At 34.6% G+C, this 25547-nt stretch carries 19 protein-coding genes, 3 tRNA genes and 2 pseudogenes; 12 read left to right on the plus strand and 12 right to left on the minus strand.

The window, feature by feature from the left end; translation table 11 throughout:
- The first annotated feature begins 2 nt into the window (after nucleotides 1-2).
- The 5 genes and pseudogenes from T420_RS0103245 (at nucleotide 3) to mazG (ending at nucleotide 5346) form a co-directional block, all read left to right on the plus strand.
- Entirely contained in the window at nucleotides 3-1178 is a 1176-nt protein-coding gene (locus T420_RS0103245) for a beta-ketoacyl-ACP synthase (protein WP_013545156.1), read from the plus strand.
- 14 nt (nucleotides 1179-1192) lie between these two features.
- Nucleotides 1193-2467 carry a beta-ketoacyl-ACP synthase gene (locus T420_RS0103250; RefSeq protein WP_026501136.1) on the plus strand — a complete coding sequence of 425 codons (1275 nt, stop codon included), beginning with the start codon at nucleotides 1193-1195 and terminating at the stop codon, nucleotides 2465-2467.
- A gap of 57 nt (nucleotides 2468-2524) precedes the next feature.
- Entirely contained in the window at nucleotides 2525-3553 is a 1029-nt protein-coding gene (locus T420_RS0103255) for a zinc-binding dehydrogenase (protein WP_013545158.1), read from the plus strand.
- 5 nt (nucleotides 3554-3558) lie between these two features.
- Nucleotides 3559-4488: a lipid A biosynthesis lauroyl acyltransferase gene (locus tag T420_RS0103260; protein ID WP_026501137.1), complete on the plus strand. Its 930-nt coding sequence runs from the start codon at nucleotides 3559-3561 to the stop codon at nucleotides 4486-4488.
- A gap of 45 nt (nucleotides 4489-4533) precedes the next feature.
- Nucleotides 4534-5346: pseudogene (gene mazG, locus T420_RS06900) on the plus strand (nucleoside triphosphate pyrophosphohydrolase).
- 67 nt (nucleotides 5347-5413) lie between these two features.
- Here the strand turns inward: mazG and T420_RS0103280 are convergent.
- On the minus strand, nucleotides 5414-5791 hold the full coding sequence (locus T420_RS0103280; RefSeq protein ID WP_013545161.1) for an iron-sulfur cluster assembly accessory protein: 378 nt from the start codon (nucleotides 5789-5791) through the stop codon (nucleotides 5414-5416).
- 547 nt (nucleotides 5792-6338) lie between these two features.
- Here T420_RS0103280 and T420_RS0103285 point away from each other — a divergent pair.
- A tRNA-Pro gene (locus tag T420_RS0103285) sits at nucleotides 6339-6415 on the plus strand.
- A gap of 203 nt (nucleotides 6416-6618) precedes the next feature.
- Here the strand turns inward: T420_RS0103285 and T420_RS0103290 are convergent.
- Nucleotides 6619-7116 carry an Hsp20 family protein gene (locus tag T420_RS0103290; protein ID WP_013545162.1) on the minus strand — a complete coding sequence of 166 codons (498 nt, stop codon included), beginning with the start codon at nucleotides 7114-7116 and terminating at the stop codon, nucleotides 6619-6621.
- A 263-nt stretch (nucleotides 7117-7379) separates the two neighbouring features.
- Between T420_RS0103290 and T420_RS0103295 the strand changes: the two genes are divergently transcribed.
- Nucleotides 7380-8264: a serine aminopeptidase domain-containing protein gene (locus tag T420_RS0103295; protein ID WP_013545164.1), complete on the plus strand. Its 885-nt coding sequence runs from the start codon at nucleotides 7380-7382 to the stop codon at nucleotides 8262-8264.
- Nucleotides 8265-8300: 36 nt separating this feature from the next.
- Here T420_RS0103295 and T420_RS07305 read toward each other — a convergent pair whose 3' ends face one another.
- Entirely contained in the window at nucleotides 8301-8441 is a 141-nt protein-coding gene (locus tag T420_RS07305; protein ID WP_013545165.1) for a hypothetical protein, read from the minus strand.
- A gap of 207 nt (nucleotides 8442-8648) precedes the next feature.
- Here T420_RS07305 and cpdR point away from each other — a divergent pair, with 207 nt between their 5' ends.
- Both cpdR and T420_RS0103310 read left to right on the plus strand, forming a co-directional pair.
- Nucleotides 8649-9011 (plus strand): cell cycle two-component system response regulator CpdR, encoded by a 363-nt coding sequence (cpdR, locus tag T420_RS0103305; protein WP_013545166.1) that lies wholly within the window; start codon nucleotides 8649-8651, stop codon nucleotides 9009-9011.
- Nucleotides 9012-9106: 95 nt separating this feature from the next.
- A tRNA-Val gene (locus T420_RS0103310) sits at nucleotides 9107-9178 on the plus strand.
- A gap of 1692 nt (nucleotides 9179-10870) precedes the next feature.
- On the opposite strand, the gene T420_RS0103320 is transcribed toward T420_RS0103310, so the two are convergent.
- The 3 genes from T420_RS0103320 to T420_RS0103330 form a co-directional block, all read right to left on the minus strand.
- Nucleotides 10871-12262 carry an amino acid permease gene (locus tag T420_RS0103320; protein WP_013545168.1) on the minus strand — a complete coding sequence of 464 codons (1392 nt, stop codon included), beginning with the start codon at nucleotides 12260-12262 and terminating at the stop codon, nucleotides 10871-10873.
- 412 nt (nucleotides 12263-12674) lie between these two features.
- Nucleotides 12675-14216: a histidine ammonia-lyase gene (gene hutH / locus T420_RS0103325; RefSeq protein WP_013545169.1), complete on the minus strand. Its 1542-nt coding sequence runs from the start codon at nucleotides 14214-14216 to the stop codon at nucleotides 12675-12677.
- A gap of 58 nt (nucleotides 14217-14274) precedes the next feature.
- Nucleotides 14275-14351, minus strand: a tRNA-Arg gene (locus T420_RS0103330).
- A 275-nt stretch (nucleotides 14352-14626) separates the two neighbouring features.
- Here T420_RS0103330 and T420_RS0103335 point away from each other — a divergent pair.
- On the plus strand, nucleotides 14627-15400 hold the full coding sequence (locus tag T420_RS0103335) for an NAD kinase (RefSeq protein ID WP_013545170.1): 774 nt from the start codon (nucleotides 14627-14629) through the stop codon (nucleotides 15398-15400).
- Between the two features lie 152 nt (nucleotides 15401-15552).
- On the plus strand, nucleotides 15553-16917 hold the full coding sequence (locus tag T420_RS0103340) for a DEAD/DEAH box helicase (protein WP_013545171.1): 1365 nt from the start codon (nucleotides 15553-15555) through the stop codon (nucleotides 16915-16917).
- A gap of 59 nt (nucleotides 16918-16976) precedes the next feature.
- Here the strand turns inward: T420_RS0103340 and gltX are convergent, their stop codons facing one another.
- From gltX to rpiA, 6 genes and pseudogenes are all read right to left on the minus strand, one after another.
- On the minus strand, nucleotides 16977-18365 hold the full coding sequence (gene gltX, locus T420_RS0103345; RefSeq protein WP_013545172.1) for a glutamate--tRNA ligase: 1389 nt from the start codon (nucleotides 18363-18365) through the stop codon (nucleotides 16977-16979).
- A gap of 10 nt (nucleotides 18366-18375) precedes the next feature.
- Complete coding sequence (locus T420_RS0103350) at nucleotides 18376-20052, minus strand: NAD+ synthase (RefSeq protein WP_013545173.1); 1677 nt, start codon at nucleotides 20050-20052, stop codon at nucleotides 18376-18378.
- A 137-nt stretch (nucleotides 20053-20189) separates the two neighbouring features.
- Nucleotides 20190-21537 (minus strand): annotated as a pseudogene (locus T420_RS06910) (class II 3-deoxy-7-phosphoheptulonate synthase).
- 72 nt (nucleotides 21538-21609) lie between these two features.
- A complete protein-coding gene (gene gor / locus T420_RS0103360; RefSeq protein ID WP_013545174.1) occupies nucleotides 21610-22992 on the minus strand; it encodes a glutathione-disulfide reductase in 1383 nt (460 codons plus the stop codon).
- Between the two features lie 199 nt (nucleotides 22993-23191).
- A complete protein-coding gene (locus tag T420_RS0103365) occupies nucleotides 23192-23749 on the minus strand; it encodes a DUF2059 domain-containing protein (RefSeq protein ID WP_013545175.1) in 558 nt (185 codons plus the stop codon).
- Nucleotides 23750-23816: 67 nt separating this feature from the next.
- Nucleotides 23817-24521 (minus strand): ribose-5-phosphate isomerase RpiA, encoded by a 705-nt coding sequence (gene rpiA, locus T420_RS0103370; RefSeq protein WP_026501140.1) that lies wholly within the window; start codon nucleotides 24519-24521, stop codon nucleotides 23817-23819.
- A gap of 497 nt (nucleotides 24522-25018) precedes the next feature.
- Here rpiA and bfr point away from each other — a divergent pair, with 497 nt between their 5' ends.
- Entirely contained in the window at nucleotides 25019-25504 is a 486-nt protein-coding gene (bfr, locus tag T420_RS0103375) for a bacterioferritin (protein WP_013545177.1), read from the plus strand.
- The last annotated feature ends 43 nt before the right edge of the window (nucleotides 25505-25547 follow it).

Here is a 25547-nt window from a genome sequence, read left to right on the forward strand (position 1 = left end):
CTATGCAGAATCATACTGTATTCATTACTGGTATAGGTCTTATAAGCTCTTTAGGTGAAGGAGTTTTTCATCATTGGAATCAATTAAATAATCCCACAATCAAACCGAACCTTGATTGTACAACTTTTGCACCTTATGCTGTTCATCAATTAACAGAAATCGATTGGAACCTGCAAATCCCAAAACGAAGTGACCAACGGCAAATGGGAATATGGCAGCGCCTTGGTACTTATGCAGCTGGTCTTGCTCTTGATGATGCAGGAATGAAAAATGATCAACAGTTAACATCAACAATGGATATGATTGTTGCAGCTAGTGGAGGAGAACGTGACATCACTGTCGATACACAAATTCTTGCGAAAGCACGTAAAACAACTCACTATGAGTCTATGTTAAATTTAGCCCTTTCGACTGAACTTCGGCCAACTTTATTTTTAGCGCAACTATCAAATCTTCTAGCTGGAAATATTTCAATTGTTCATAAAATAACTGGATCTTCTCGTACCTTTATGGGTGAAGAAGGAAGTGGACTTTCTGCTATTCAAATTGCTGCAGCACGTATTCGCTCAGGACAAAGTACACACGTGCTGGTAGGAAGCTCCTATAATGCGCAAAGCTATGATATGCTGTTAGCTCATGAGCTTGGAGGCCTCTTAACACGTGGTAAATGGACACCAGTTTGGTCCCGTAAGAATTGCCCTGGTGGTGGATTAATTACTGGTTCTGGTGGCGTTTTTCTCGTTCTTGAAAATGGTGAACAAGCAAAAAAGCGTAATGCGCGCGTTTATGCTGAAATTAGTCAAATCATTACCAATCAAACAAACAGAACAAAAAATTCTCTTACAGATACAATTACTACAATGTTAAAAACAGTAAAGGCTGAATTTTCCTTTACAATTTCAGCTGCCTCAGGTTGTCATGATGTAACAAAAGCAGAACAAAGTGCTCTTAACGATGCTAAGATATTTTATCGCGGTATTACAACATTATTTGGTTATATGCGAGAAGCGCAATTTCCTTTAGCACTTGCATTAGCAGCTATTGCTGTTAGAAAAAAACGTAGCTTTCCACCTCTGAGTTCTCATGAAAAGCCATTTTCTGAAGAAATACGTGAAGCATTTATCACAGCAATTGGTATAAAAAGAGCTGAAGGCATAGTGCACCTCACTGCTGCTTAAAGAAAGTTTCTATGATGAAATATAATGATCATCTCGGACGTCCACTTGTAGCAATCACTGGAACAGGAGTTGTAACATCACTGGGACAAGGAAAACAGGAAAATTGGAAAAAACTAATTAATGGTGTTAGTGGTGTTCATAAAATAACACGTTTTCCTGTTGAAGGATTAAATACACGTATTGCAGGAACTATTGATTTTCTTGAAGAAAGTACAATCGGTGCTGTAGCTCTTTCCGAAAAACTAGCGCATCTTGCTGCAGAAGAGGCTTTAGAACAAGCAAAACTTGATAAAGAAGATTTTAATGGACCATTGTTTTTGGCTGCTCCCCCAGTTGAACTTGAATGGAAAGCGCGCTTCGCTCTTGATAAAGAAGTTATATCCAGTCATGAACCCACCTATGCACATCTTCTTGAAGTTTGTAGCCAAAAACCTCATCATGCGCTTTTTGAAACTACCCAATTTGGGACAATTGCAGAGAAAATTCAAGAAAAATTTGGAACAAAGGGGCTTCCCATTACGCTTTCAACCGCTTGCGCATCTGGTGCAACAGCTATCCAGTTAGGTGTTGAATCAATTCGACGAGGTGAAACAGATCGTGCACTCACAATTGCCACGGATGGTTCGGTTTCAGCAGAATCCCTGATCCGTTTTTCACTATTATCTGCTCTTTCCACCCAAAATGACCCAGCAGAAAAAGCAGCAAAACCATTTAGCCGCGATCGAGATGGTTTTGTGATGGCAGAAGGATCAGGCGCTCTTGTCCTTGAGTCTGTTCAAAGTGCTTTAGCTCGTAACGTAGAAATTCTAGGAATTTTGGCAGGCTGTGGAGAAACAGCAGATGATTTTCATCGCACACGTTCAAAACCCGATGCATCACCTGCAATTGAAGCAGTCCGTAAAGCCTTAGCCGACGGAAAAATAACTATTAATGAGATTGATTACATCAACGCACATGGAACCTCTACGCCCGAAAATGAAAAGATGGAATATCTAGCATTATCAACAGTTTTTGGTGACATTTTAGAGCATATCCCAGTCTCTTCTAATAAATCAATGATTGGCCATACATTAACTGCCGCAGGTGCTATAGAAGCTATTTTCTCACTTCTAACCATCCAAACAGGAATACTTCCCCCCACAATTAATTACAATGATCCCGATCCTGCAATTCCTTTAGATGTTGTTCCTAATCATAGCCGTAAAGCCTGCATAAATACAATTTTATCGAACTCATTCGGTTTTGGAGGCCAAAATACTAGTCTTGTTATTACTGCGTATAAAGGATAATCTTTTATAATTGATCTTAAAACTATCAATCTTTATAGACATTCAAAGAGAATAATGATGCGTGCACTGCAATTAATCAATGAGCGCCAGCTTAAAATTACTGATATTACTCCACCACCACCGCCAAATCCTGGTGAAGTCACAGTACGTATAAAGGCTGTTGCTCTTAACCATATTGATGTATGGGGATGGCGCGGTATGGCCTTTGCGAAAAGAAAAATGCCACTTGTTATAGGTGCTGAAGCTTCTGGCGAAATTGTTCAATTAGGAGATGGTATTGAAAACTTGCAACTTGGGCAACTCGTCTCAATTTATGGAGCACATACTTGTGGCCTATGCCAAGCCTGCTGCGAAGGACGTGATAATTTTTGCAATCATGTAAAAGGTGTATATGGTTTTCATCTCGATGGATTTGCTTGTGAACTTGTCAATCTGCCAGCACGCCTATTAGTGTCAACACCTCCAGAATGTGATGAAATAAAAGCAGCTGTTGCCCCTATTACCTTTGGCACTGTGGAGCACATGCTGTTTGATAACGCGAAATTACAAGTTGGAGAAACAATTCTAATACATGCTGGTGGTTCTGGTATTGGATCGGCAGCTATTCAAATTGCAAAAAACATGGGATGTACAGTTATCACCACAGTAGGTTCAGACAATAAAATTGAAAAAGCACAATCTCTAGGAGCAGATCACGTTATTAATTACCGTAAAGAACGTTTTGAAGGTATTGTTCGTAAATTAACTCAAAAAAAAGGTGTTGATGTTGTTTTTGAGCATGTAGGTGCTGATACATGGGCCGGTTCTATGCTAAGCATGAAACGCGGAGCACGTTTGGTAACTTGTGGTTCTACTTCTGGTGTTTCAACATCTATGAATTTAATGCAGTTGTTTCAGCAACAACTGAAAATATTTGGTTCTTTTGGTTGTCGTATGGAAAATATGACAAATGCCATGCATAAAATGGCGCAAGGAATTGTGTATCCTGTTATTGATACAATTATAGACTTCGATAAAATTAATATAGCTTTAAAACGCATGGAAAGTCGTGATGTTTTTGGAAAAATTATCCTGAAAATCAATTAATTATGATAAAGTATTATATTAAGTTTTTAATGTATCGTTTTAAAATTATTATAAAAAATTATTTTAATTTTCTGTGGACATACCTATTAATCGGTTTTCTAGCTATTTTACGACATCTTCCTGCTAATATTGGTTTTTCTTTTTTTTCCTGGTTAGCAAAAACATTTGGTCCTCTTGTACCCCGTCATAAAATTGCGCTTGCCAATCTTAAAGCAGCATATCCAGAAAAAACAGAACAAGAATTGTGCACAATTGCAATAGAAATGTGGGAAAATATGGGGCGACTTCTAGCCGAATATATTTTTCTTGATAAAATTTTTGATTTCGATCCCAATGCTGATAAGCCAGGATTGGTTGAAGTCAACGGCATTGAAATATTTCAACGATTAAAAAATGAAAAAAAACCACATATTTTTTTCACAGCCCACACTGGAAATTTTGAGCTTCTTCCTATATGCGCTCAAAGTTTTGATCTTAAAGTCACAGTATTATTTAGACCACCCAACAATCCCTATATTGCCAAACAAATTCTTAAAGCTCGCAGAACCTCTATGGGACATCTTGTACCATCCAAAGCTGGTGCAGTTTGGGCACTAGCAGCTAAATTAGCAAAAGGTGAAAACACCGGCGTCCTTGTCGACCAAAAGTTTCGTCGAGGTATTCCTGGAACATTTTTCAACCGACCAGTTAAAACAAATCCTTTAATTATAAAGCTCGCTCGACAATATAATTGCGATATTTATCCAGCACGTTGTATCCGACTAGCTGGAGGACGCTATCGTTTAGATTTATATGAGCGTATAGACCTACCACTTGATGAAAAAAATGAAGTTAATATAATCGCTTCCACACAAAAATTAAACGATATTGTTGAAGCTTGGGTACGTGAATATCCTGGACAATGGATGTGGTTTCATAAACGCTGGGATTTATAATTATATCATATAGAAAAAGACGTTAAGTGCTAGACACCAAAAGATATCAACGACCTTATTACCATTGTAGCGGCATTATGAAACCGTGATAATGGTTGCACTTGAAATATAAAACAAACTTTTGAATCTATTATACCTTATATGCTTGAAGAAACTTACGAAGTTATTGATGCCATTGAACGAGGCAATCGAATGAATCTTTGTGAAGAACTCGGCAATCTTCTTTTACAGGTAGTATATCACCCCATGATCGCTAAAGAAGAAAGAAGTTTTACTTTTGAAGATGTTGTTTATGCAATTACTGCAAAAATGCTTCGACGCCATCCCCATGTTTTTGGAAATACAGAGAAAAAAGCCGTGGTTTTGTAGAAGGAATGTGGGAACATATCAAGAAAATAGAGAAAGCTGAACAGAAAAAACAACATGGAGAAAATATATCAGATAATGTACTAACAAGTTATCTTGCACAAGTAAAATCAGCCCAACCAGCTGATCAAGAGAGAGGCACTCGCGTTACAAAAAACAGCTGCTACAGTTGGTTTTAAATGGTATAAGAGTGATCAAATTTTTGAGAAAATCAAAGAAGAACTTAATGAGCTAAAAGAAGCAATAAAAATCGAAAAAAATTCAGATATAGAAATAAAATTCGGTGATCTTTATTTCACGATATTGAATCTTGCACATCACTTGAATATTGATCCACAAAAAGCACTTAAAAAAACTAATATAAAATTTCGGCATCGCTTTGTGGATATTGAGGAAAATTTATCAGTTCAGTCTAAAATGCTGACCGATGTATCTCTACAATCTCTACAGGAGATAAAAGATCTTTGGAATAAAGCCAAAAATAAACAATAAGAAAAAGTTATTTATAACAACTTAATGAATATCACTAAAAATATCGTGTAAATAACTGTTATTTAATTCAATTCGTCTTGTATGTTTCATTTATCTGATTTTGTGAAACAGGACGAATCTCTACCGATTCACCACACCCACAAGCTGAAACTTGATTAGGGTTATTAAATACAAAACCTGAACGAAGCGTTGTGACCTCATAATCCATCTGCGTTCCTAATAAAAATAATACTGCATCGCGTGCAATAAAAACACGAGCACCGTCAACTTCAACAACATCGGCATCATGCATTTCTTCTGTTACAAGAGCTATTGTATACTCCATACCCGCACAGCCACCTTTCTTGATACCAACAAGAATACCATGTGCATTTTTTGTTTCCATAATAACCTTAATGCGATCTATGGCAGATTCTGTTAAACTTATTATTGAAAAATGACTCATTGTTTACTCTTCTTTATTAAATAGGGATTTTAGCTGCAATAATATTATTTTTGATATTTAAAATGAGCAAATAAAATTATGTACATATCTCTTCAGATTTTTATGGCTACTTATTAAACAGTCGAGAAGTGTTTTTTTAATATTTTAAATAAAAAATCTTCGTTCTGTTCAATCTATCACTATATCAATATAATTGATCTATCCTCAAAAGATTCTCAGCATAAAAAAGAGACCTCCGTCCTCCTCCACTCATGGAGCAGTTAAAAATAAATTCATTTGAAACTATAAAAAACCTATCCATTCGCTTTCCATTATACATAAACTGATCAATTAAGCTATGCATATAACAATTACTAAAATCAATAAACAAACAAGAAGTTTGGTGATCGAATTACTTATCTCGAGTGAATCATAAACACCGAATTACAAAATCTTTCTCTCATCATCTTAGTGCTTCTTTCTTGTGACAAAAGAGTACTTTGATAAATTTGATTTTGTTTTTTCTCTTGCCTTTAAAGAAACAGTCGTTTAGTCGTGCTGGATGGTTCGGAGCGTAGCGCAGCCTGGTAGCGCACTTGACTGGGGGTCAAGGGGTCGTGGGTTCAAATCCCGCCGCTCCGACCATCTCTCAAAATAGGAAGAATGATGCTTTCTTAAAGAGAAAACTTCTCCAATTCTCATATGTAATTTTTGAAAAATCTATTCTACTTTTTCAATTATTCATGACCGTTTTTTACATAAAGAATTTTCAGACTTTCCCTTCAATAAAATATAAAAAAACGCGAGATCTTTATCCCGCGTTACTCAAATAACTTAGAAAATTATAATTATTCTTTTGCATTAAGCTCTAAGTTTTCTGTACATGCACTATGATTATTGCTATTTTTAATAACAGATGGTGTTGCTTGTACAACTATCTTCCTTGGCTTCAATTCAGCTGGCACTTCTCTTTTAAGTTGAATATGAAGAAGGCCATCACTCAATTCTGCTCCAATAACTTTAACATGATCAGCTAAATGAAAACGCCGCTCAAAAGCACGTGAAGCGATTCCTCGATAAAGAAACTCACGTCCTGCACCTTCATTTTCAGGCATTTTCTCACCCTTAATGGTTAGCTGATTACAATGCATTTCAATATCGATTTCATTCTGTGAAAAACCAGCAACAGCCATAGAAATTCTATAAGAATCCTCACCTAAACGCTCAATATTATATGGTGGATAAGAAGAAATATCATCCAGTTGTGTCTTGGAATCAAACCAATTAAGAAGATGGTCAAAACCTACTGTTGAACGATAAAACGGCGAAAAATCTACTTGACGCATAAGCTTGCCCTCCTTTAGAGCGACTATAATTGATCCTTCAAGTCTCCAAATGGCAGACATATTTGCAGACCAACAGTCCCATCATGGCGACTGTAATGTTTATTTGGGAACAAATCTTTTTTATTTCAACTCTTTTGCACTTTAATTTGCAAAAACACGTATAAATAAAATAACTGTTTTTTAACTATTCATCAGCATTACAAGTAACAGAAACTTTTTTATCTTGCATCAATTTATGCATATACATCAATAAAGGATGCCAATTGAAAACACCTTTTGATTCTACAGCCTCGAATTCTCCTCTCTCTAATATGCATAGTAGTAGCTATTTAAAAATAGCCAACGATCGTGAGATTCGATTTGCAATAACAAATTCTGCAACAAAAAAAGCTAAAGGAACTGTTGTTATTCTTGAAAATTATGCAGATGCTATAGAAGAATATTTTTTACCAATGAATGAAATCTCCCAACGCGGTTTTTATACCACGATATTTGATTGGTTTGGTCGAGAGGAAAATCAACCTAATAAACAAAAATGGAATCGGCATAATTATTTCGATATTAACAATTATATTAATAATTTATCAGAATTTCTTAAAAATTTTGTTTATCTAAATTGTCCTCCACCTTACTATATGCTTACTTATGGTATGGGAGGGTTAATAGCACTTAACGGATTAAGCCTTATCAATCACCAATTCAACAGAATGCTTTGCGTTTCTCCCCTTTTTGCTCCATTAGGTAATAAAACAAATAGTTTTCAACATAAATTAACACAATTTTTTTCCGATATAGGTTTTGGTTTCTTACCTGTTAAAAGTGAAAAAAAATTAAAACAGGCAAATACGCAATCTAATCTTCTTTTCAATCGACCAACATCTCGATGGATGTCCTCAACACTCAATGCAATCAGCGCAATGAAAACAAATATACTTCATGGAAATTTACAAATTCCAACACTGTTTATCCTTGCTAATCAAAATAATATTGTGAATAATATTGAAGTGCGACGATTATGTCGATCAACGCGTTTGACAGACAGTATCACAATTATAGGAGCTGAACTCGATACGATAATGCGTAAAGAAAACTATCGTAAACAGTTTTGGGCTGCATTTGATGCCTTTATTCATAGCAATTATCAATAAATACACAATCCTCACACTATGAAAACATTACTCTACCTATAAACTTTCGATATAAAAAATAATAGAATAATCTTCTAATTTTTTAATATCAGCAGCTCCTAAAACTGACATAATCATGAAATTGATATAATCGATCTGATTAGGATCAGAAGAAGTGAAAAGAAACAAAGTCTGCACTTAAGTGAACCTAAAACACTCAAATGTTTGATTTCTGACCAAAATTATGTGCATTATGAATTCAAAAATTAAAAATAATATAGCCAAGAAATTAACCATTTCGCCATTCATTTTTATTATAAGCATTTTATAGCTTTTCCTATAAATGCTCTACATTGTATAGATCAATATGATAAATTCTGATAAATAAAGCAACTGGACATAATGATGAAACGAATCTTGCTTGCAGAAGATGATAATGATATGCGTCGCTTTTTAGTAAAAGCACTTGAACGTGCCGGCTATGAAGTTACCGATTTCGATAATGGCGTTAGCGCATATGAATGTCTACAAGAAGAGCCATTTTCTCTTCTACTTACTGATATTGTGATGCCAGAAATGGATGGAATTGAGTTAGCACGACGCGCTACTGAAATTGATCCTGATTTACGAGTAATGTTCATTACAGGCTTTGCGGCAGTCGCGTTAAATCCAAATCACGATGCCCCTCCTGATGCTAAAGTACTTTCTAAACCGTTTCATTTACGTGAATTGGTTAGTGAAATTGAAAAAATACTTATAGCTGCTTGAAAAAAATACCCTTTTAAATTATTGGTATTTTATTATAAAAATTCAATCAAGCATTAACGTTTATAGTTTATATGTGTATGCTACTATTATAAAATGGGCGTGTAGCTCAGCGGGAGAGCACTACGTTGACATCGTAGGGGTCACAGGTTCAATCCCTGTCACGCCCACCGGTTTTACTTCTGCAACAGATAATATACTGGTTTTACTAATCTCTTTTAAAGTCTGGGAATAAGGCCTTATATTTTATCTCTAAAATGTATCGTAAATCAATATCTTTTTTCAAATTGTTTTTCGGTTTTTATAAACTCTTTAAATCTTTGTGACTTGATCTTTTGGACAAAATTCTTTTTCAAATTCAATACTGATCCAACAATTAAATCAAAAGAAATTATTGTACCTTTAATTATCAAAATCGAGATAGACCAAGTATTTTAAATGAATATTCTCACAAACAGTTCACACATAAATATAAAAAGAAGATGCAAGACATTACATTTTTAACAAGCTATAATACCCATCTTTCTCGACTTATTTAGTTCCATGTCCTCTATTCGCTGACACCTAAATATCTTGCTCTGCTTGGCTAAGTATTTCTACCGCTTATTCGTAATTATTAATTTTTTAAAGAGATCAAAATCATCTTTAAGATTATATTCTTTCTCTAAACCTCTAAGCAATCATTCAAAGTTCCACAACATGTTCCCAAAACACGTTCCACAATACTTTCATCATGTTTATCGAGGTTCTAAATTTATGAATCATGTTTAGATCCCTATCGAACATTTTTGGTTTTCCAGAGATACATTCTGATAAACCCTCGATTTTTTTCGACTCATTTGAACAGAGTTATTTTTTACACTTTTTGCGACAATTTCTTTTTTAGACTTGGAATTAGGAATTGAGTTTTTTTATGTATTTTCTCTAATTTTAATCAGAATTAATAAATATTATTTATATTTTCAAAAATAAAAATATTTAATTTTAATATATTCTATTTATTATTATAAATATATTTTTCATTGGATTAATATATGTATTTTATATTCGAAAATATGATTATTATTAAATAATTTATTTTAATTAATAAATAAATTTTTTATCTAAAATAATTTTAGATACAATACAACTAAGTGCATCTCGATGCCATTAAATAATAAACATGATACTATTTTAACATAAAAAAAATCTAAATATTTTATCTTTACATAAATTTATGCTCTCGAAACGCCAGCTTCGCATAATTAGTATTACCTTAAACGGAAATTAATCAAAAATATTCATTTATAGAAAAAAAGAAAGAAATTAACCAAAAAGGAACTTTAGCAATCTGTTTAGAGAAGCTTATAATGCTGCAGAAATTAAAAATCAGCTATAATAAGAGCAGAAAACTCAGGTGCAATGATATTACAACTCAAAGTAATCTTTGGATAGACAAAAGATAAAATGTAAGCTCTTTACACAAAGAGTATTAATCGAAAATTGCTATTGGAAGCAATAAAAACACGCCCACTAGAAGCTTTTATATATCATAAATTATTGTTTTTTTGATTAAAAAAGAATATTTAGAATCAAAATTAAAACGTAGAATTAAATTTATATATAATCCATCACGTTTTTCCATCTCTATTTCTTCAATTGATTTTTTAAAGCTTTCTGTATCTCTTTATAAAAAAAGAAGCAATCATTACTGTAAATATAAAAATATTTTTTCGATGCAATAGACAAAAATGAATATGAAATTCTTAGAAAAAATATTAGTTTCTCTTCTTTAAAAATCATATTACGCAATGGTTTTTTTATACTCGGAAGCATCTTTTCTCAACTATAAACCATTATATAAATTGTACTTGTTCTTGATTTTAAGCTTTCTTTCCCTTTTGATAAATATTGCTTTTCTTGAAATTATAAAATTTAAGTGCATAAAAACAAATAACAAGCGAAAAAAGCCAAATAATACCTATAATCAACACTGGCCTTGTATTATTAAAAAACCATAACAAAACAAAAATAAAAACCATAAACACAGTAGCAAAAATTGATCCTATTGGCCAAAATGGTATTGGGAATTTTAAATCACGGTGTTCTTCTGCAGACATTTTAAGCCGCATAAAAATTTGTGAAAGCAAAATCATCATCCAAACAAAAACTGTCGCAAATGTCGCCATTGCCGCAATGAGAAAAAAAAGCCGATTATGGTAATAATAATTAAGAATAACACCAAAAAGAAATACGCCAAATATGAGTAAAATAATAAAAATCGGTATACCGTTTTTTGATAAATATTGGAATTTTTTAAATGCATAACCTTCTTGCGATAAACCATATATCATGCGGACCGCACTATACATTTCACTATTAATTGCAGAAACCACAGCTGTAATAACAACAATATTAAGAATATGAGCTGCTGACGAAATACCAAACCTTTCAAAAATTGTAACAAAAGGGCTACTAATAAGGCGAATTTCATGCCAAGGATAAAGCGACATTAAAACTGCTAAAGTCATAACATAAAAGAGCAAAATTCGAATTGGAATAGAATTAATTGCCTTTGAGATTGTTTTATTAGGATCATGTACTTCCATTGCCGCCATTCCAATAATTTCTACACCACCAAAAGAAAAAACAACAACACTAAAGCAAGCTAAAAAACCAAACAAACCATTTGGAAATACTCCACCATTTTGCCATAAATTATGAATCCCAATAGTAGAAAACGTATTTGTATTCCAATTAAAAAAAATAATTGCTATGCCTGAAATAATTATAGTGATAATGGCGATAATTTTTACGGAAGAAAGCCAAAATTCTAGCTCACCATATACCTTCACTGCTGCTAGGTTAATACATGTAATGATGAGGGTAATACTCAATGTCCATATCCAAGAAGCAACATCAGGATACCAAAAACTCATATAAGTTGCAAAAGCTGTAATATCAGCTAAACCAACAAGCACTACCTCAAAAACATATGTCCACCCTGTTAAAAAACCAGCTAATGGCGATATATAATTTGTAGCATAACGAGCAAAAGAACCAGACAGTGGATTATGAATAATCATCTCACCCAAAGCACGCATAACTATAAAAATAGCTAAGCCAGCAATACAATAAGCAATTAAAACACTTGGGCCAGCAAGATTAATCGCCTGTGCAGATCCATAAAAAAGCCCTGTGCCAATCGCAGAACCAAGAGCTAAAAATATAACCTGACGCTGATTTATACCCCGTTTAAGTTCATTTGTTGTCATTTCTATTCTTCTTCAAATATCATCCCAGCCTTTACAGAAGCGAAATTCGCAGATTAATAAAAACCGAAGCCGATTGAAATGTGAAAAAACTCTAAAAGATCTGAAGAATTTGAATTTTTATTTTCATAAAAAAATACAATTCATAGCCGCTAAGATGCATAATTTCATTTTTTTGTATGTTGATACAACATATAGCGTTTACAACAAAAAAACTGCATTCTTCCTTCCCCTTCAGCTTTGAGGAAATATCGGTAACAGGGTAATTGTGTTATGATAACATACACAATACTCCCACTTAAAACACTTAAAGTAAGCGGTTTCTCAATTTATCAAAAAAAAATCTGATGAGCAAGCATTATAAAAAACGAATCTCTAGCCTCTCTCTTCATAACTGCTTGATCGCAGCTTTAAATTAATTGCTTATTGCCAATGATGGAAAAATTGTTTCTGGTAAAACCGACAACAAGTATCCTTCACTCACAAATGCACGTGCCTTCTCAAGATCTAAAGCCATATAGCGATCTTCCTCTAGAATCTTAATATGTGCACGTAAGTGCTTTATAACAGATTGTAATAAGGGACTCGTTTTAAAAGGAGTACGATATTCAATTCCTTGTACTGCAACAAGTGTTTCGATACCAATAATAGTAAAAAGATTTTCACTCATTACCAACAACCGACGAGCACCATGACAAGCCATTGAAACATGATCTTCTTGATTTGCTGAAGTTGGTGTCGAATCAACCGAAGCAGGATGTACCATTTGTTTATTTTCAGACATTAAAGCAGCAGCTGTCACCTCAGCAATCATAAAGCCAGAATTAAGTCCTGCATTTTGAGCTAAAAAAGCTGGAAGTCCGTAAGAAATTGCTGGATCAACCATAAGAGCAATACGTCTTTGAGAAATTGATCCTATTTCACATAAAGAAAGAGCAATCTGATCAGCAGCAAATGCTACAGGTTCAGCATGAAAATTTCCACCTGATACAACATCACCATTCCTTAAAATTAATGGATTATCTGTAACTGCATTTGCTTCAACAATTAGTGTTTTTGCAGCTGCAGTCAGAATATCAAAACATGCACCCATAACTTGTGGTTGGCAACGTATACAATAAGGATCCTGGACACGATTATCTTCACACAAATGTGCTTCCCGAATTTCTGAATCTTCTAAAAGCTTTTCTAGTGTCTGTGACACAACAATTTGCCCATAATGGCCACGTAGAATATGAATATCAGGGTGAAATGGTGTTGTTGAACCCATGACAGCATCTGTTGTTAATGCACCTGAAAGAAGTCCACCACATAATGCTCGATAACTATGGAAAAGACCTGCAAGAGCAAGCGCTGTTGATGTTTGAGTACCATTGATCAGAGCTAAACCTTCTTTTGCCTCTAAAACAATGGGGGATAATCCTGCTTTTTTCAAAGCAGCTTTCCCACTCATACGAATATTTTGAAAAAACGCTTCTCCCTCTCCTATCATAACAGCAGCCATATGAGCAAGCGGAGCAAGATCACCTGATGCACCGACTGATCCTTTTTCAGGAATGACAGGAATAACTCTATTTGCAAGCATCTTCTCTAGCAAATGGACCAATTCTAGACGAACACCAGAAGCACCTCGTCCTAGCGCAATAAGCTTCAAGGTCATCATTAATCGTACAACATTTTCAGGTAGAGGCGCTCCTACTCCACAACAATGTGATAAAATAAGATTTCTTTGTAAAATGGTCACATCATTTATATCAATTTTAATTGAGGCTAATTTGCCAAATCCAGTATTAATTCCATAAACTGGTTCACTGCCAGCAGCAATTTCAGCAATAAGAGCTGCTCCTTTTTTTATAGTTAGATGTGTGTCATGATGAAGCTTGCTCGTTTTACCATCCCAATAAACAGATTCAAGTTCATTCAAAGTAACTTTACCTGGATTCAATATAATAGTCATAATCTTCTTTCTTAATTTAAAATAGCTTTTATAAGAAGTATGAAATAGAGTGAAAATTTGGTGCACCCGACAGAATTCGAATCTGTGACCTCTGCCTTCGGAGGGCAGCGCTCTATCCAACTGAGCTACGGGTGCTTAAAGATGATGATTAAGATCAATTATACTCGTTTAACCGATCATGCTCTTAGCTTCAATAATGAATTACTCCTTTCAAAAAATTAATAAATAATATATGTTTATCCTTGATGGAATTATATTATTTTTAATGCTATTTTGCATAAATATCCCTCTGTTTAATAAATTACTTTTCATACAAAATTCTTCTTTTTACCAAAACAACCGTTATATAAAATTTTTAAATTCTAAAAAATTTAAAAAAAATAAGTCGTGAATATCAGGGCAACTCTTAAATGACTAAACTACCAAGCCGCTTTCATTTCATTTCTGCCGAAACTGAAGAAGCTATCAAAGCCACCAATAAATTAATTTCCACTTATGGTCACTCTTCTCTTGAAAAAGCCGATGTCATTGTTGCACTTGGTGGTGACGGAACAATGTTGCAAACAGTACGGGATGTCATGAATACCGGAAAACCTATTTACGGTATGAATCGAGGTTCAGTAGGATTTCTGATGAATGAGTTTCATGAAAAAAAATTACCAACCCGTATTGCTGCTGCACATAAAAAAGAAATCCACCCCTTACGCATGATCGCAAATGCACAACCCCAAAGACACATCGAAGCACTCGCAATTAATGAAGTATCCTTATTTCGTCAATCATATCAGGCCGCTAAAATTCGTATCAGCATTGATAATCAAGTCCGCATGGAAGAATTAATTTGCGACGGTATTCTTGTCGCCACGCCAGCAGGTTCTACCGCATATAACTTATCAGCACAAGGACCTATTCTACCTCTTATGGCACCTCTTATGACTCTTACTCCCGTTAGCCCTTTTCGTCCTCGGGGCTGGCGTGGAGCCTTACTTCCAAATACAGCCACAGTGTGCCTTGATATGCTTGAATATGACAAACGTCCTGTTAATGCAACCGCTGATAACGTTGAAGTGAAATCTGTTTATTCAGTTACTATTTCATCAGCAACAGAAATAACAGCCTCTATCCTTTTTGATCCCGACCATTCGTGGGATGAACGCATCTTATCAGAACAATTTCGTTATTAATTTTTTTATCATTCTTTTTGCAGATATATAGTGGTTACAGTTGACTTTTTTTTAAATGCACCTTAACCCATTTTCAAGAGGATGGAATGTTTACTTGGCCAATATCCTGAATAGTCAGGTTAAAATTGCAGAGTAATCAGCAAAAAGAAAGAATGATACTACCTTTGGACAGTTTCGATAATTTAGGCCTTTCAAAAAAGGTTATTAAAGCTATAAAATCAGTGGGATATACGACCCCAACGCCTATTCAAAGTGCGACAATTCCTCATATTCTTCAAAAAAAAGATGTTTTAGGAATTGCTCAAACAGGTACTGGTAAAACAGCTTCATTCGTCCTCCCCATGCTTACGTTACTTGAAAAAGGTCGTGCAAGAGCAAGAATTCCGCGTACCCTCATATTAGAACCGACTCGAGAACTTGCTGCCCAAGTTAAAGAAAATTATGATAAATATGGTATTCATCATAATTTAAATGTTGCACTGTTAATTGGTGGCGTTTCTTTTGAGCACCAAGATCGCAAACTTGAACGAGGTGCTGATATTTTGATAGCAACACCAGGACGTCTGTTGGATCATTTTGAGCGTGGTAAATTACTCCTGGTAGGTGTTGAAATTCTAGTCATCGATGAAGCTGATCGTATGCTAGATATGGGTTTTATCCCTAACATTGAACGTATTTGCAAATTGACTCCTTTTACACGTCAAACTTTGTTCTTTTCAGCAACAATGGCACCAGAAATTACACAATTAACAAAGAAATTTTTACATTCTCCCATATATGTTGAAATTACAAAAACGTTTTCAACGGCTAAAACAATCACACAACGACTTGTTAAATCTGGAAGTAAACCATGGGATAAAAGAGCTATTTTAAGAGAACTTATTCACAAGGAAGGTGACGAACTTAAAAACGCTATCATTTTTTGTAATCGAAAAAAAGATATTTCTGAACTTTTCCGATCTCTTGTTAAACATAATTTCAGTGTAGGCGCGCTTCATGGTGATATGGACCAACATTCACGTACAAACACATTAGCTAATTTTAAAGACAATAAACTTACACTTCTTGTTGCTTCTGATGTTGCTGCTCGTGGACTTGATATCCCAGCAGTCAGTCATGTTTTCAATTATGATGTGCCTACACATGCAGAAGATTATATTCATCGTATCGGTCGCACAGGGCGCGCAAAACGTAATGGTAAAGCTTTTACAATCGTCACAAAAGCTGACGAAAAATATATCAATGCCATTGAAGAAATAAGCAAAGAAAAAATTGAATGGCTCAATGGTGATCTTTCTACTTTAATAGCTCATGATGAAACAAACGATACTATTTCAAAAGCAAAACCCACAAAATCACGACAGAAAACTGCTCAAAAAGAGCATAAAACTCAAACGAAAAAAATGCTAAAAAAACAAAAATCATCAAACCAACGTCATGAAAAAAATAAAAATTCTATTCCAATCGGATTTGGTAATGATATTCCAGCATTTATGCTTATAAAAAATCAAACTTAAGCTATATAGTTCGGTTACTGAGAAATAACAATAGCTAAGCACTAAGCACTCTAATAGGCTTAGAGTTTTCCATTACCCACAGTGGTCAATCTTTTTATTATCTTTTCGCGCCCTAAAAGTGGCAAAAACTTCCCCATTTCAGGTCCATGCGTTATCCCCGTGAGAGCTTGACGCAACGGCATAAATAAAGCTTTTCCTTTACGACCCGTTTTTTCTTGCAATGCCGTTGTCCAAATTTTCCAGCTTTCATCACTCAATATCCCCTCAGGTAACAAATGAACAGACTGTTGTGCATAAGCATGATCTTCAGGCGAAGTTATATCAAAGTTCTCATCAGTATGAATAATTTTCCACCATAGGACTGCATCACTGACCTTAGTAATATTGTTTTTTACCGTATTCCAAAAATGTTCTGCTTGTTCTCCATAAATAGAAAATCTTTCAAGTCGTGTTTTGATTTCTTCATAAGTCAATTCATGAACAAAATGACTGTTCAGTACAAGAAGATCATTAACATCAAATTTTGCTGCGGATTTTGATGTATCTTGGAGATCAAAATGCTTTAAAAGAGCAGCTTGATTAGGATATGCTTGTACATTTCGCGATGTCCCAATTAACACTGCAAGACACTGGACAGCCATAGATTCAAAGCCATCTTCACGCAAAGAACGAATGGAAAGATCACTATTCCTTTTTGAAAGCCCTTCTCCTGAAGCCGTCGTTAATAAATTAATATGACCAAAAATTGGAGGCACTGCATTGAGAGCCTCGAAAAGAGCAATCTGCGCACCAGTATTGGCAATGTGATCACCTCCACGAATAATATGCGTAATAGCCATATCTATATCATCAACTACAGAAGGCAGAGTATAAAGATAACTCCCATCTTCGCGAATTAAGACAGGATCTGACATAGAAGCTAAATCAATCGTCTGCCTACCTTTTACGATATCATCCCAATGAATTTCGGTTCGTTTAGTTTGAAATGGATTATTTTCAAAATTAGGCAAAAGAAAACGCCAATGAGGCCTACGACCCTGATTCTCAAAGGCTTTTTTATCTTCTAATGTCAATTTTAATGCATCACGATTATAAACAGGAGGTAATTTACGTGAAAGTTGTATTTTGCGACGCCGATCCAATTCTTCCGCTGTTTCATAACAGGGGTAAAGAAGACCAAGTTGTTTTAAAATTCCTGCAACTTCATTATATCGATTAAATCGTTTAGACTGATAATAAACTTCATCCGGTTGAATACTAAGCCATTCGAGATCAACCATAAGAGCGTCAATGTATTTTTGTTTCGAGCGCTCAAAATCTGTATCATCATAACGTAGAATAAATTTACCATTACACGCCTTCGCGTACAACCAATTAAATAATGCAATACGAGTATTGCCTATATGAATATAACCTGTTGGAGATGGGGCAAAACGAACTTTTATCATCAAAAAATGCTCAACTTTTATCGCGAAAATGATTGGTAATAGGATAACGACGGTCGCGTCCGAAATTTTTATAACTAATTTTTACACCAGGTGCAGATTGTCGCCTTTTATACTCAGCCAAATAAAGCAAATGTTCAACTTTCTCAACTGTTTGCCGTGAATGTCCACGTTTAACAATATCAGAAACACTCATGTCATCTTCTATAAGAGATTGCAAGATATCATCTAAAATAGGATAAGGAGGAAGAAAATCCTCATCTTTTTGATTTTCTCGAAGTTCTGCAGAAGGTTCTTTTTCTATAATATTAGATGGAATAATAATTCCTTTTGGTCCCAATAAATTCTGTAAGTGATTTTTATTACGCCACTCAGCTAATTTATAAACTTGCATTTTATAAATATCTTTAATAGGATTAAAACCACCATTCATATCGCCATAAAGCGTCGCATATCCAACTGCCATTTCCGATTTATTGCCTGTTGTTATTACCATCGAACCAAATTTATTTGAAAGAGTCATTAAAACACTCCCGCGTATACGACTTTGAAGATTTTCCTCTGTAACATCAGTTTGCAACCCTGAAAAAATAGGAGCCATTACGCTCAAAAAACTCTCAACAGGTTTTAAAATAGGTATCATCTCATAACGACAACCTAAAAGATGAGCACAATCTTTAGCATCCTTCAATGATTCCTGCGATGTATAATAATAAGGCATCATCACAGCACAAACCCTTTCAGCTCCAAGGGCATCGACCGCAATTGCAGCACAAAGTGCTGAATCAATTCCTCCTGAAAAGCCAAGAATAACATCTTTAAAACGGTTTTTATTGACATAATCCTTTAAACCTAAAACACAGGCATAGTAATCAGCAGCTAACCCATCTAAAAGTTCTTCATTTGGACCAGAAATACATTGCCACCCGATAGATTTTCGTCGCCAATGACTCAAAGCAATATGACTTTCGAAATGCTTCATTTGAAATGCTATTTGACCTTGTTCATCAAGTGCAAAAGAACCTCCATCAAATACTAATTCATCTTGGCCCCCAACTTGATTGGCATAAATAATTGGTACACATGATTGCACAGCTTGTGCACGAACAATGTCTAAACGTTTTTGTGTTTTATTACGGTGATAAGGAGAACCATTAGGAACGAGAATAATTTCAGCTCCTTTATGGCTAAGCTCAGCACAAATAGAAGGATCGTTCCAAATATCTTCACAAATCACAACCCCTAATGTCATGCCACGATAAACTATAGGTTCAGGACGCGGACCAGGTGAAAATACACGTTTTTCATCAAATTCACAATAATTAGGTAAATCACACTTAAAGCGTTCCGCAATCACCTGTCCATCATTGAGAAGCATAATACCATTATAAATGCTGTTATCACGTTTTAACGGAACACCAATAATAATTCCTGGCCCCTCTTTCGTTAGCTGTGCTAATTTTTTAACGGCATCTTCACATGCTTTTGTAAAAGCAGATTTAAGAACAAGATCTTCAGGGGGATAAGCACTTATAAAAAGCTCAGTCAACAAAATAAGATCAGCACCCTGTTCGCAAGCTTTTTGATATGTTATTTCTGCAAGAGTGAAATTTCCCTCTATATCACCAATAATGGGATTCAATTGGGCAATTACAATCCGCAAATCATCTTTTATAAGTTTTTGTGTCATTGTATCAATTTAGCGTGACCACAAATCAGTTTCAATCATCAAAACATTTTTTATCAAAAGTACTTAATTCGATAAAAATTGGAAATAAATAACATGATATGATTGTTATCTAAATCTTCATTCCAACAGTTAACGAATCAGCATTCACGACTCTTTTTCAGGAGTTCAGCCACAAAAAAAGCTAATTCAAGCGATTGATTCGCATTCAACCTTGGATCACAATGAGTCTGATAGCGATCAGAAAGATCTTCTTCTGAAATAGCGTTCGCACCGCCCGTGCATTCAGTTACATTGCATCCTGTCATTTCAATATGAATGCCACCTGGATAAGTGCCTTCTTCCTGATGGACTGAGAAAAAATTCTTGACTTCCTTTAAAACATGATCAAAGGACGTGTTTATAACTATTAGCAGTAATCGTATTGCCATGCATTGGATCACAAGACCAAATAATACTACGATTCTCACGTTTAACCGCACGAATTAATCTAGGAAGATAATCCCAAACTCTATTATAACCAAAACGAACAATGAGGGTAAGTCGACCCGGCTCATTTGTAGGATTGAGAATATCAATCAATTTCAAAAGCTCATCAGGATTAATAGAAGGACCATATTTCAATCCGATAGGATTTTTAATACCACGGCAATATTCTACATGCGCATGATCAAGCTGGCGTGTACGATCACCAATCCATAACATATGGCCAGATGCCGTATACCAATCGCTAGAGGTTGAATCAATTCGTGTCAAAGCCTCTTCATAACCGAGCAAAAGCGCCTGGTGGCTTGTATAAAAAGATATTTTAGATAATAGGGAACTCGTTTTAGCTGTAATTCCTATTAAATACATAAAATCGATTGCTTCAGAAATACGCTTTGCTAATAGCTCATAACACTCACCTTGTGGACTATTAGAAATAAAATCTAACATCGATTTATGGACATTTTCTAAACTAACATACCCGCCCCGTGAAAAAGCACGCAATAAATTAAGTGTCGCCGCCGACTGACGATAAACCATAGACATTCGCTTTGGATCAGGAATACGAGCAGTTTTACTAAATTCAATCCCATTAATGATATCCCCTCTATAAGATGGCAATTCCTCACCATCTTTTCTTTCCATATCAGAAGAGCGTGGTTTTGCAAACTGACTAGCAATATGACTAATTTTAACAACTGGCTTAAAGCTGCCAAAAGTTAAAATGATTGCCATTTGCAAAAATACATGAAAAAAATCGCCGATATGATCAACCTTATGCTCAACAAAACTTTCTGCACAATCCCCCTGCAATAAAAAAGCCTGACCTTCTGCAACTGCTGCTAATTCATTCTTCAAACTGCGCACTTCATCAGCAAAAACCAAAGGAGGATATTGACGCAGTTCTTTTTCAACTTCCGCTAATACAGATTTATCTGGATAAGTTGGAACTTGTTTAATTGGTTTTTTTCTCCAAGATTCAGGTGCCCATTTTTTCGTTATCGCATTCTCTCTAAAACCTAATAATCAGCCTACAACATGCAAAGCTTTGTAATTCTCTATAACACCCACTATTTAACTTTCTAATTTCTTTCCATTTTCATATATATAACTCGGTTTATACATCGTTACCAACTCTTCTGCTGCTGTTGGATGAATTGCCATAGTTTCATCAAATATATCTTTCGTCAGCTTTCCTTTTAGCGCTATTCCAACAAGTTGTGCCATTTCACCAGCCCCCTCTCCCAAAATATGCGCACCAATAACAATACGGCTCTCACCATCAACAATCAGTTTCATAAACATCTTTTCTGAATTACCAGAAAGGGTATTACGCAAAGAACGAAATTGTGTACGATAAATTTCAACACGTTTATAACAACGGATGGCATATTCCTCTGAAAGACCAACAGTTCCAATCTCTGGCTGCGAAAAAACAGCTGTCGCAATTAAATTATAATCCGGTACAGTTGGAGTGTCCTCAAAAGCAGTTTTAATAAAACACATTGCTTCATGGATAGCAACAGGTGTTAACTGAATATGACCTGTTACATCACCAACAGCCCAAATGTGAGGTATATTTGTTGTCATTTTTTCATCAACAATAATAGCACCATCTTCATTAAGTTTAACACCTGCTTTCTGAAGTTCTAAGCCTTTTGTATTTGGCACACGCCCCGTAGCCAACATAACTTGATCAGTGCTAATAATCTGTCCATTTGATAAAATAACGTTATACTGATTATTTTTGGCTTCAACCTGAGCAATTGTAGCACCATAGATAATAGAAATTCCCTTTTCAATCATCGCATCGCTTAATAACCGACGTAAATCATCATCAAAATTACGAAGGACTAAATCACCACGATGAATCAATATTGTTTTCACACCCAATTCGTGAAAAATACCAGCAAATTCAAGACCAATATAACCGCCACCAACAATAACTATTGACTTTGGTAATTTCTCAAGATCAAAAATCTCATTAGAGGTAAGACACAACTCATTGCCTTTTATTGCGGAATTTGGAGCAATCGTTGCCCCTGTTGCAATCAAAATCTTTTCTGCCTTTACACGCTCGCCTGTTGCAGAAAGCTCTAATGTATGATCATCAATAAAAATAGCGCGACTCTTATAAATTTGAACATTGTTATTTTTTAATCCCCGACAATAAAGCTCCTCTAACCTCAATATTTCTTTATTTTTCGCTTCAATCAATTTTTCCCAATTAAAAACTGGATCAACATATTTCCACCCAAAACCAATACTATCCTTAAATTCTTGCGCATATTGCGACGCATAAACAAACAATTTTTTAGGAACACAACCGCGAATAACACAAGTGCCCCCTATACGATGTTCTTCTGCTATAGCTACACGCTTACCAAGCTGCGCAGCAAGACGGGCAGCACGTACTCCACCCGAGCCACCCCCAATAACGAACAAATCAAAAAACATTACAAGCCATCCCTTCCCGTACATCTTTACTGTATAGGTATCGCTCCTTATCATCAAATGAAAGTTTCTTCTTTGTCATAAAAAATATTTTTTGTACAAAGAGAATATTTTCAGAGTGCTTTTTTTCTTTAAAAATAGCAATTTAATTTCTGCTTTTTAAATAAAAACTGCTTATAACTCTTATGAAATCAATGAATTATTATGTTGGAGATTTTGAAGAAGTAGGCACCGTAGGAATAATAGAATTATTTAAATTGAGTGTTTGGGATATCTCTTGTTCTACATTTTTTATAAGATCTTCTACTATGGTAGAACACCATGAATCAAATACAGAATAAGCGTCGCGTGCAATAGTTGGAACTTCTGTCAAAAACTTTTTACCGACATCAGAAATATAAAATGCTGCAATTTTATCAAGTTCTTCCTGACTAAAATGCTTTGCATATAAATAAGCAATTTCTTTTTCTAAATCAGCCCGTCGTTTAGCCAAAGCAAGCGCCTGTTTATCAACAATCTCAGAAATATCTTTTTCTAGGTTCGGGTCATCACCTATTAATTTATCTTTAAGGTCACGTACTGCCATTGGCAAAAAACTATCAAATTGATCAGTTGCATGAATCGCGCTAATCATCTTTTTGGCTGAAATTAAATGTTTATCACTCACATCTTGTGCATAAGTTATTCCAATATTCATAATCAAAATAGCAACTGTACTAAGCGATCTTATAAACTTCTGAAAAAAAAATGTTGTTCTCATTATAATGATGACTCCATAAATATTGTAGTTCAAATTTATTATTTTATTTAAATTTTTTAATAATTCTTCAATTATCATCCGATTCTAGAACCTTTATTGTACCATCTGCCATCGCTATAATTGCACGAGAAGCAACCCCTAAAAAAAGACCATGCTCAACAACCCCAGGAATCCCTAACAACGCATCTGATAATACCTTTGGATCCACAATAGATCCTAAAAAAGCATCAAAAATAAAATGACCCCCGTCAGTTTCAAACGGAATATCTTCATTCATACGCAACTTAATTTTTCCTGAAAGACCTAACTCTTTAACTACCTTTTCAATCGCTTTGCATGTAATGTTCATACCAAATGGATTAACTTCTATCGGCACCCCAGAAGCACCAAGCGTCTTCACCATCTTTGTTTCATCAGCAATAACTAGCATCTCACGAGATGCAGATGCTACAATTTTTTCATGCAACAGTGCTCCACCTCCTCCTTTGATCAAAGTCATCTTAGGACCAATTTCATCAGCTCCATCGATACAAAAGTCAAGTTCAGATACTTTTTCTAAATTAGTGACAGGCACTCCAAATTGACGACATAACCACTCAGAATAATATGAAGTAGCAACACCAGTTATCCTTAAGCCATCTGCAATCTTCTCACCAAGAAGACGAATAAATTCATTTACTGTAGAGCCAGTACCTATACCAAGACGCATATCATCTTGCACAAACTCAAGAGCTTTAGCGGCAGCCATTTTTTTTAATTTTTGGATATCCATGAATCACTTTCCTTGTATATCAATAAGCAATATTCATTATGAATTATAAAAAAACGATTTATTGCTTCAATCAACTATAAATTTATTCGTCACCTTTTAGCTAAAATACTAGTTAATATAAAATAATATTCACATAGAATATAGTAATTAACTATTGCATATTTCTTATATACTCAAATTCGTTTTTAATAAAAAACTTAGTTATGTATAATAATTAAGTGTCTGAAAATAAAAAAAATTTATAAACTTATAAATTAGATATATACCAAAAAAATATCTATTTAAAAAAAAATGATTGTTAACTATTGATTCTTTCTGATTAATTTATAAATTAGTGAGATGACATAGTAAAATGTGGTGGTTATTTTCCTCATGTTATTAAATCCTTTATTTTCAAGGAAAGAAAGGGTATGACCCGCATAAAGGAAATGTGTAAAGTATCATTTCCTATGTTAGTTTTATCTAGTACTAAAAACAAAATAGGACAATAGAATACTATGAAAGGTCATCCGCAAATTATCGAACAGCTCAATAAAGCTCTTTCTCTTGAGCTTAGTGCTGTTAACCAATATTTAGTGCATTCTTCTCTCATAGAAAACTGGGGTTATACTAAATTAGCCAGAATAGAACACAAAGAATCTATAGAAGAAATGGAACATGTAGATAAACTCGTTAAACGTATTACTTTTCTTGAAGGACATCCTAATCTTCAAGCTTATACGCCATTACGTATTGGAAAAAACCTCAAGGATATTTTAGAATGTGATCTTGCTAGTGAATATGAAGCTCGAGAATTTTATTTAAAATCACGTGAAATTTGTGCTAAACTTTCCGATCATATTTCAAAGAAATTATTTGATGAATTGCTTGAAGATGAAGAAAATCATATTGATTTTCTTGAAACCCAGCTTCAACTTTTTAACACAATGGGAGAAGAAAAATATAGTCAGCTTAATGCAAGTTCTGCTGAGTGTGAATGTTAGAAAGCCATTGACTTATCCGTGAAAGAGGTTTTACAAATTTGTA

It is taken from the genome of Bartonella clarridgeiae ATCC 51734, assembly GCF_000518185.1.
Classification (GTDB): Bacteria; Pseudomonadota; Alphaproteobacteria; order Rhizobiales; family Rhizobiaceae; genus Bartonella; species Bartonella clarridgeiae.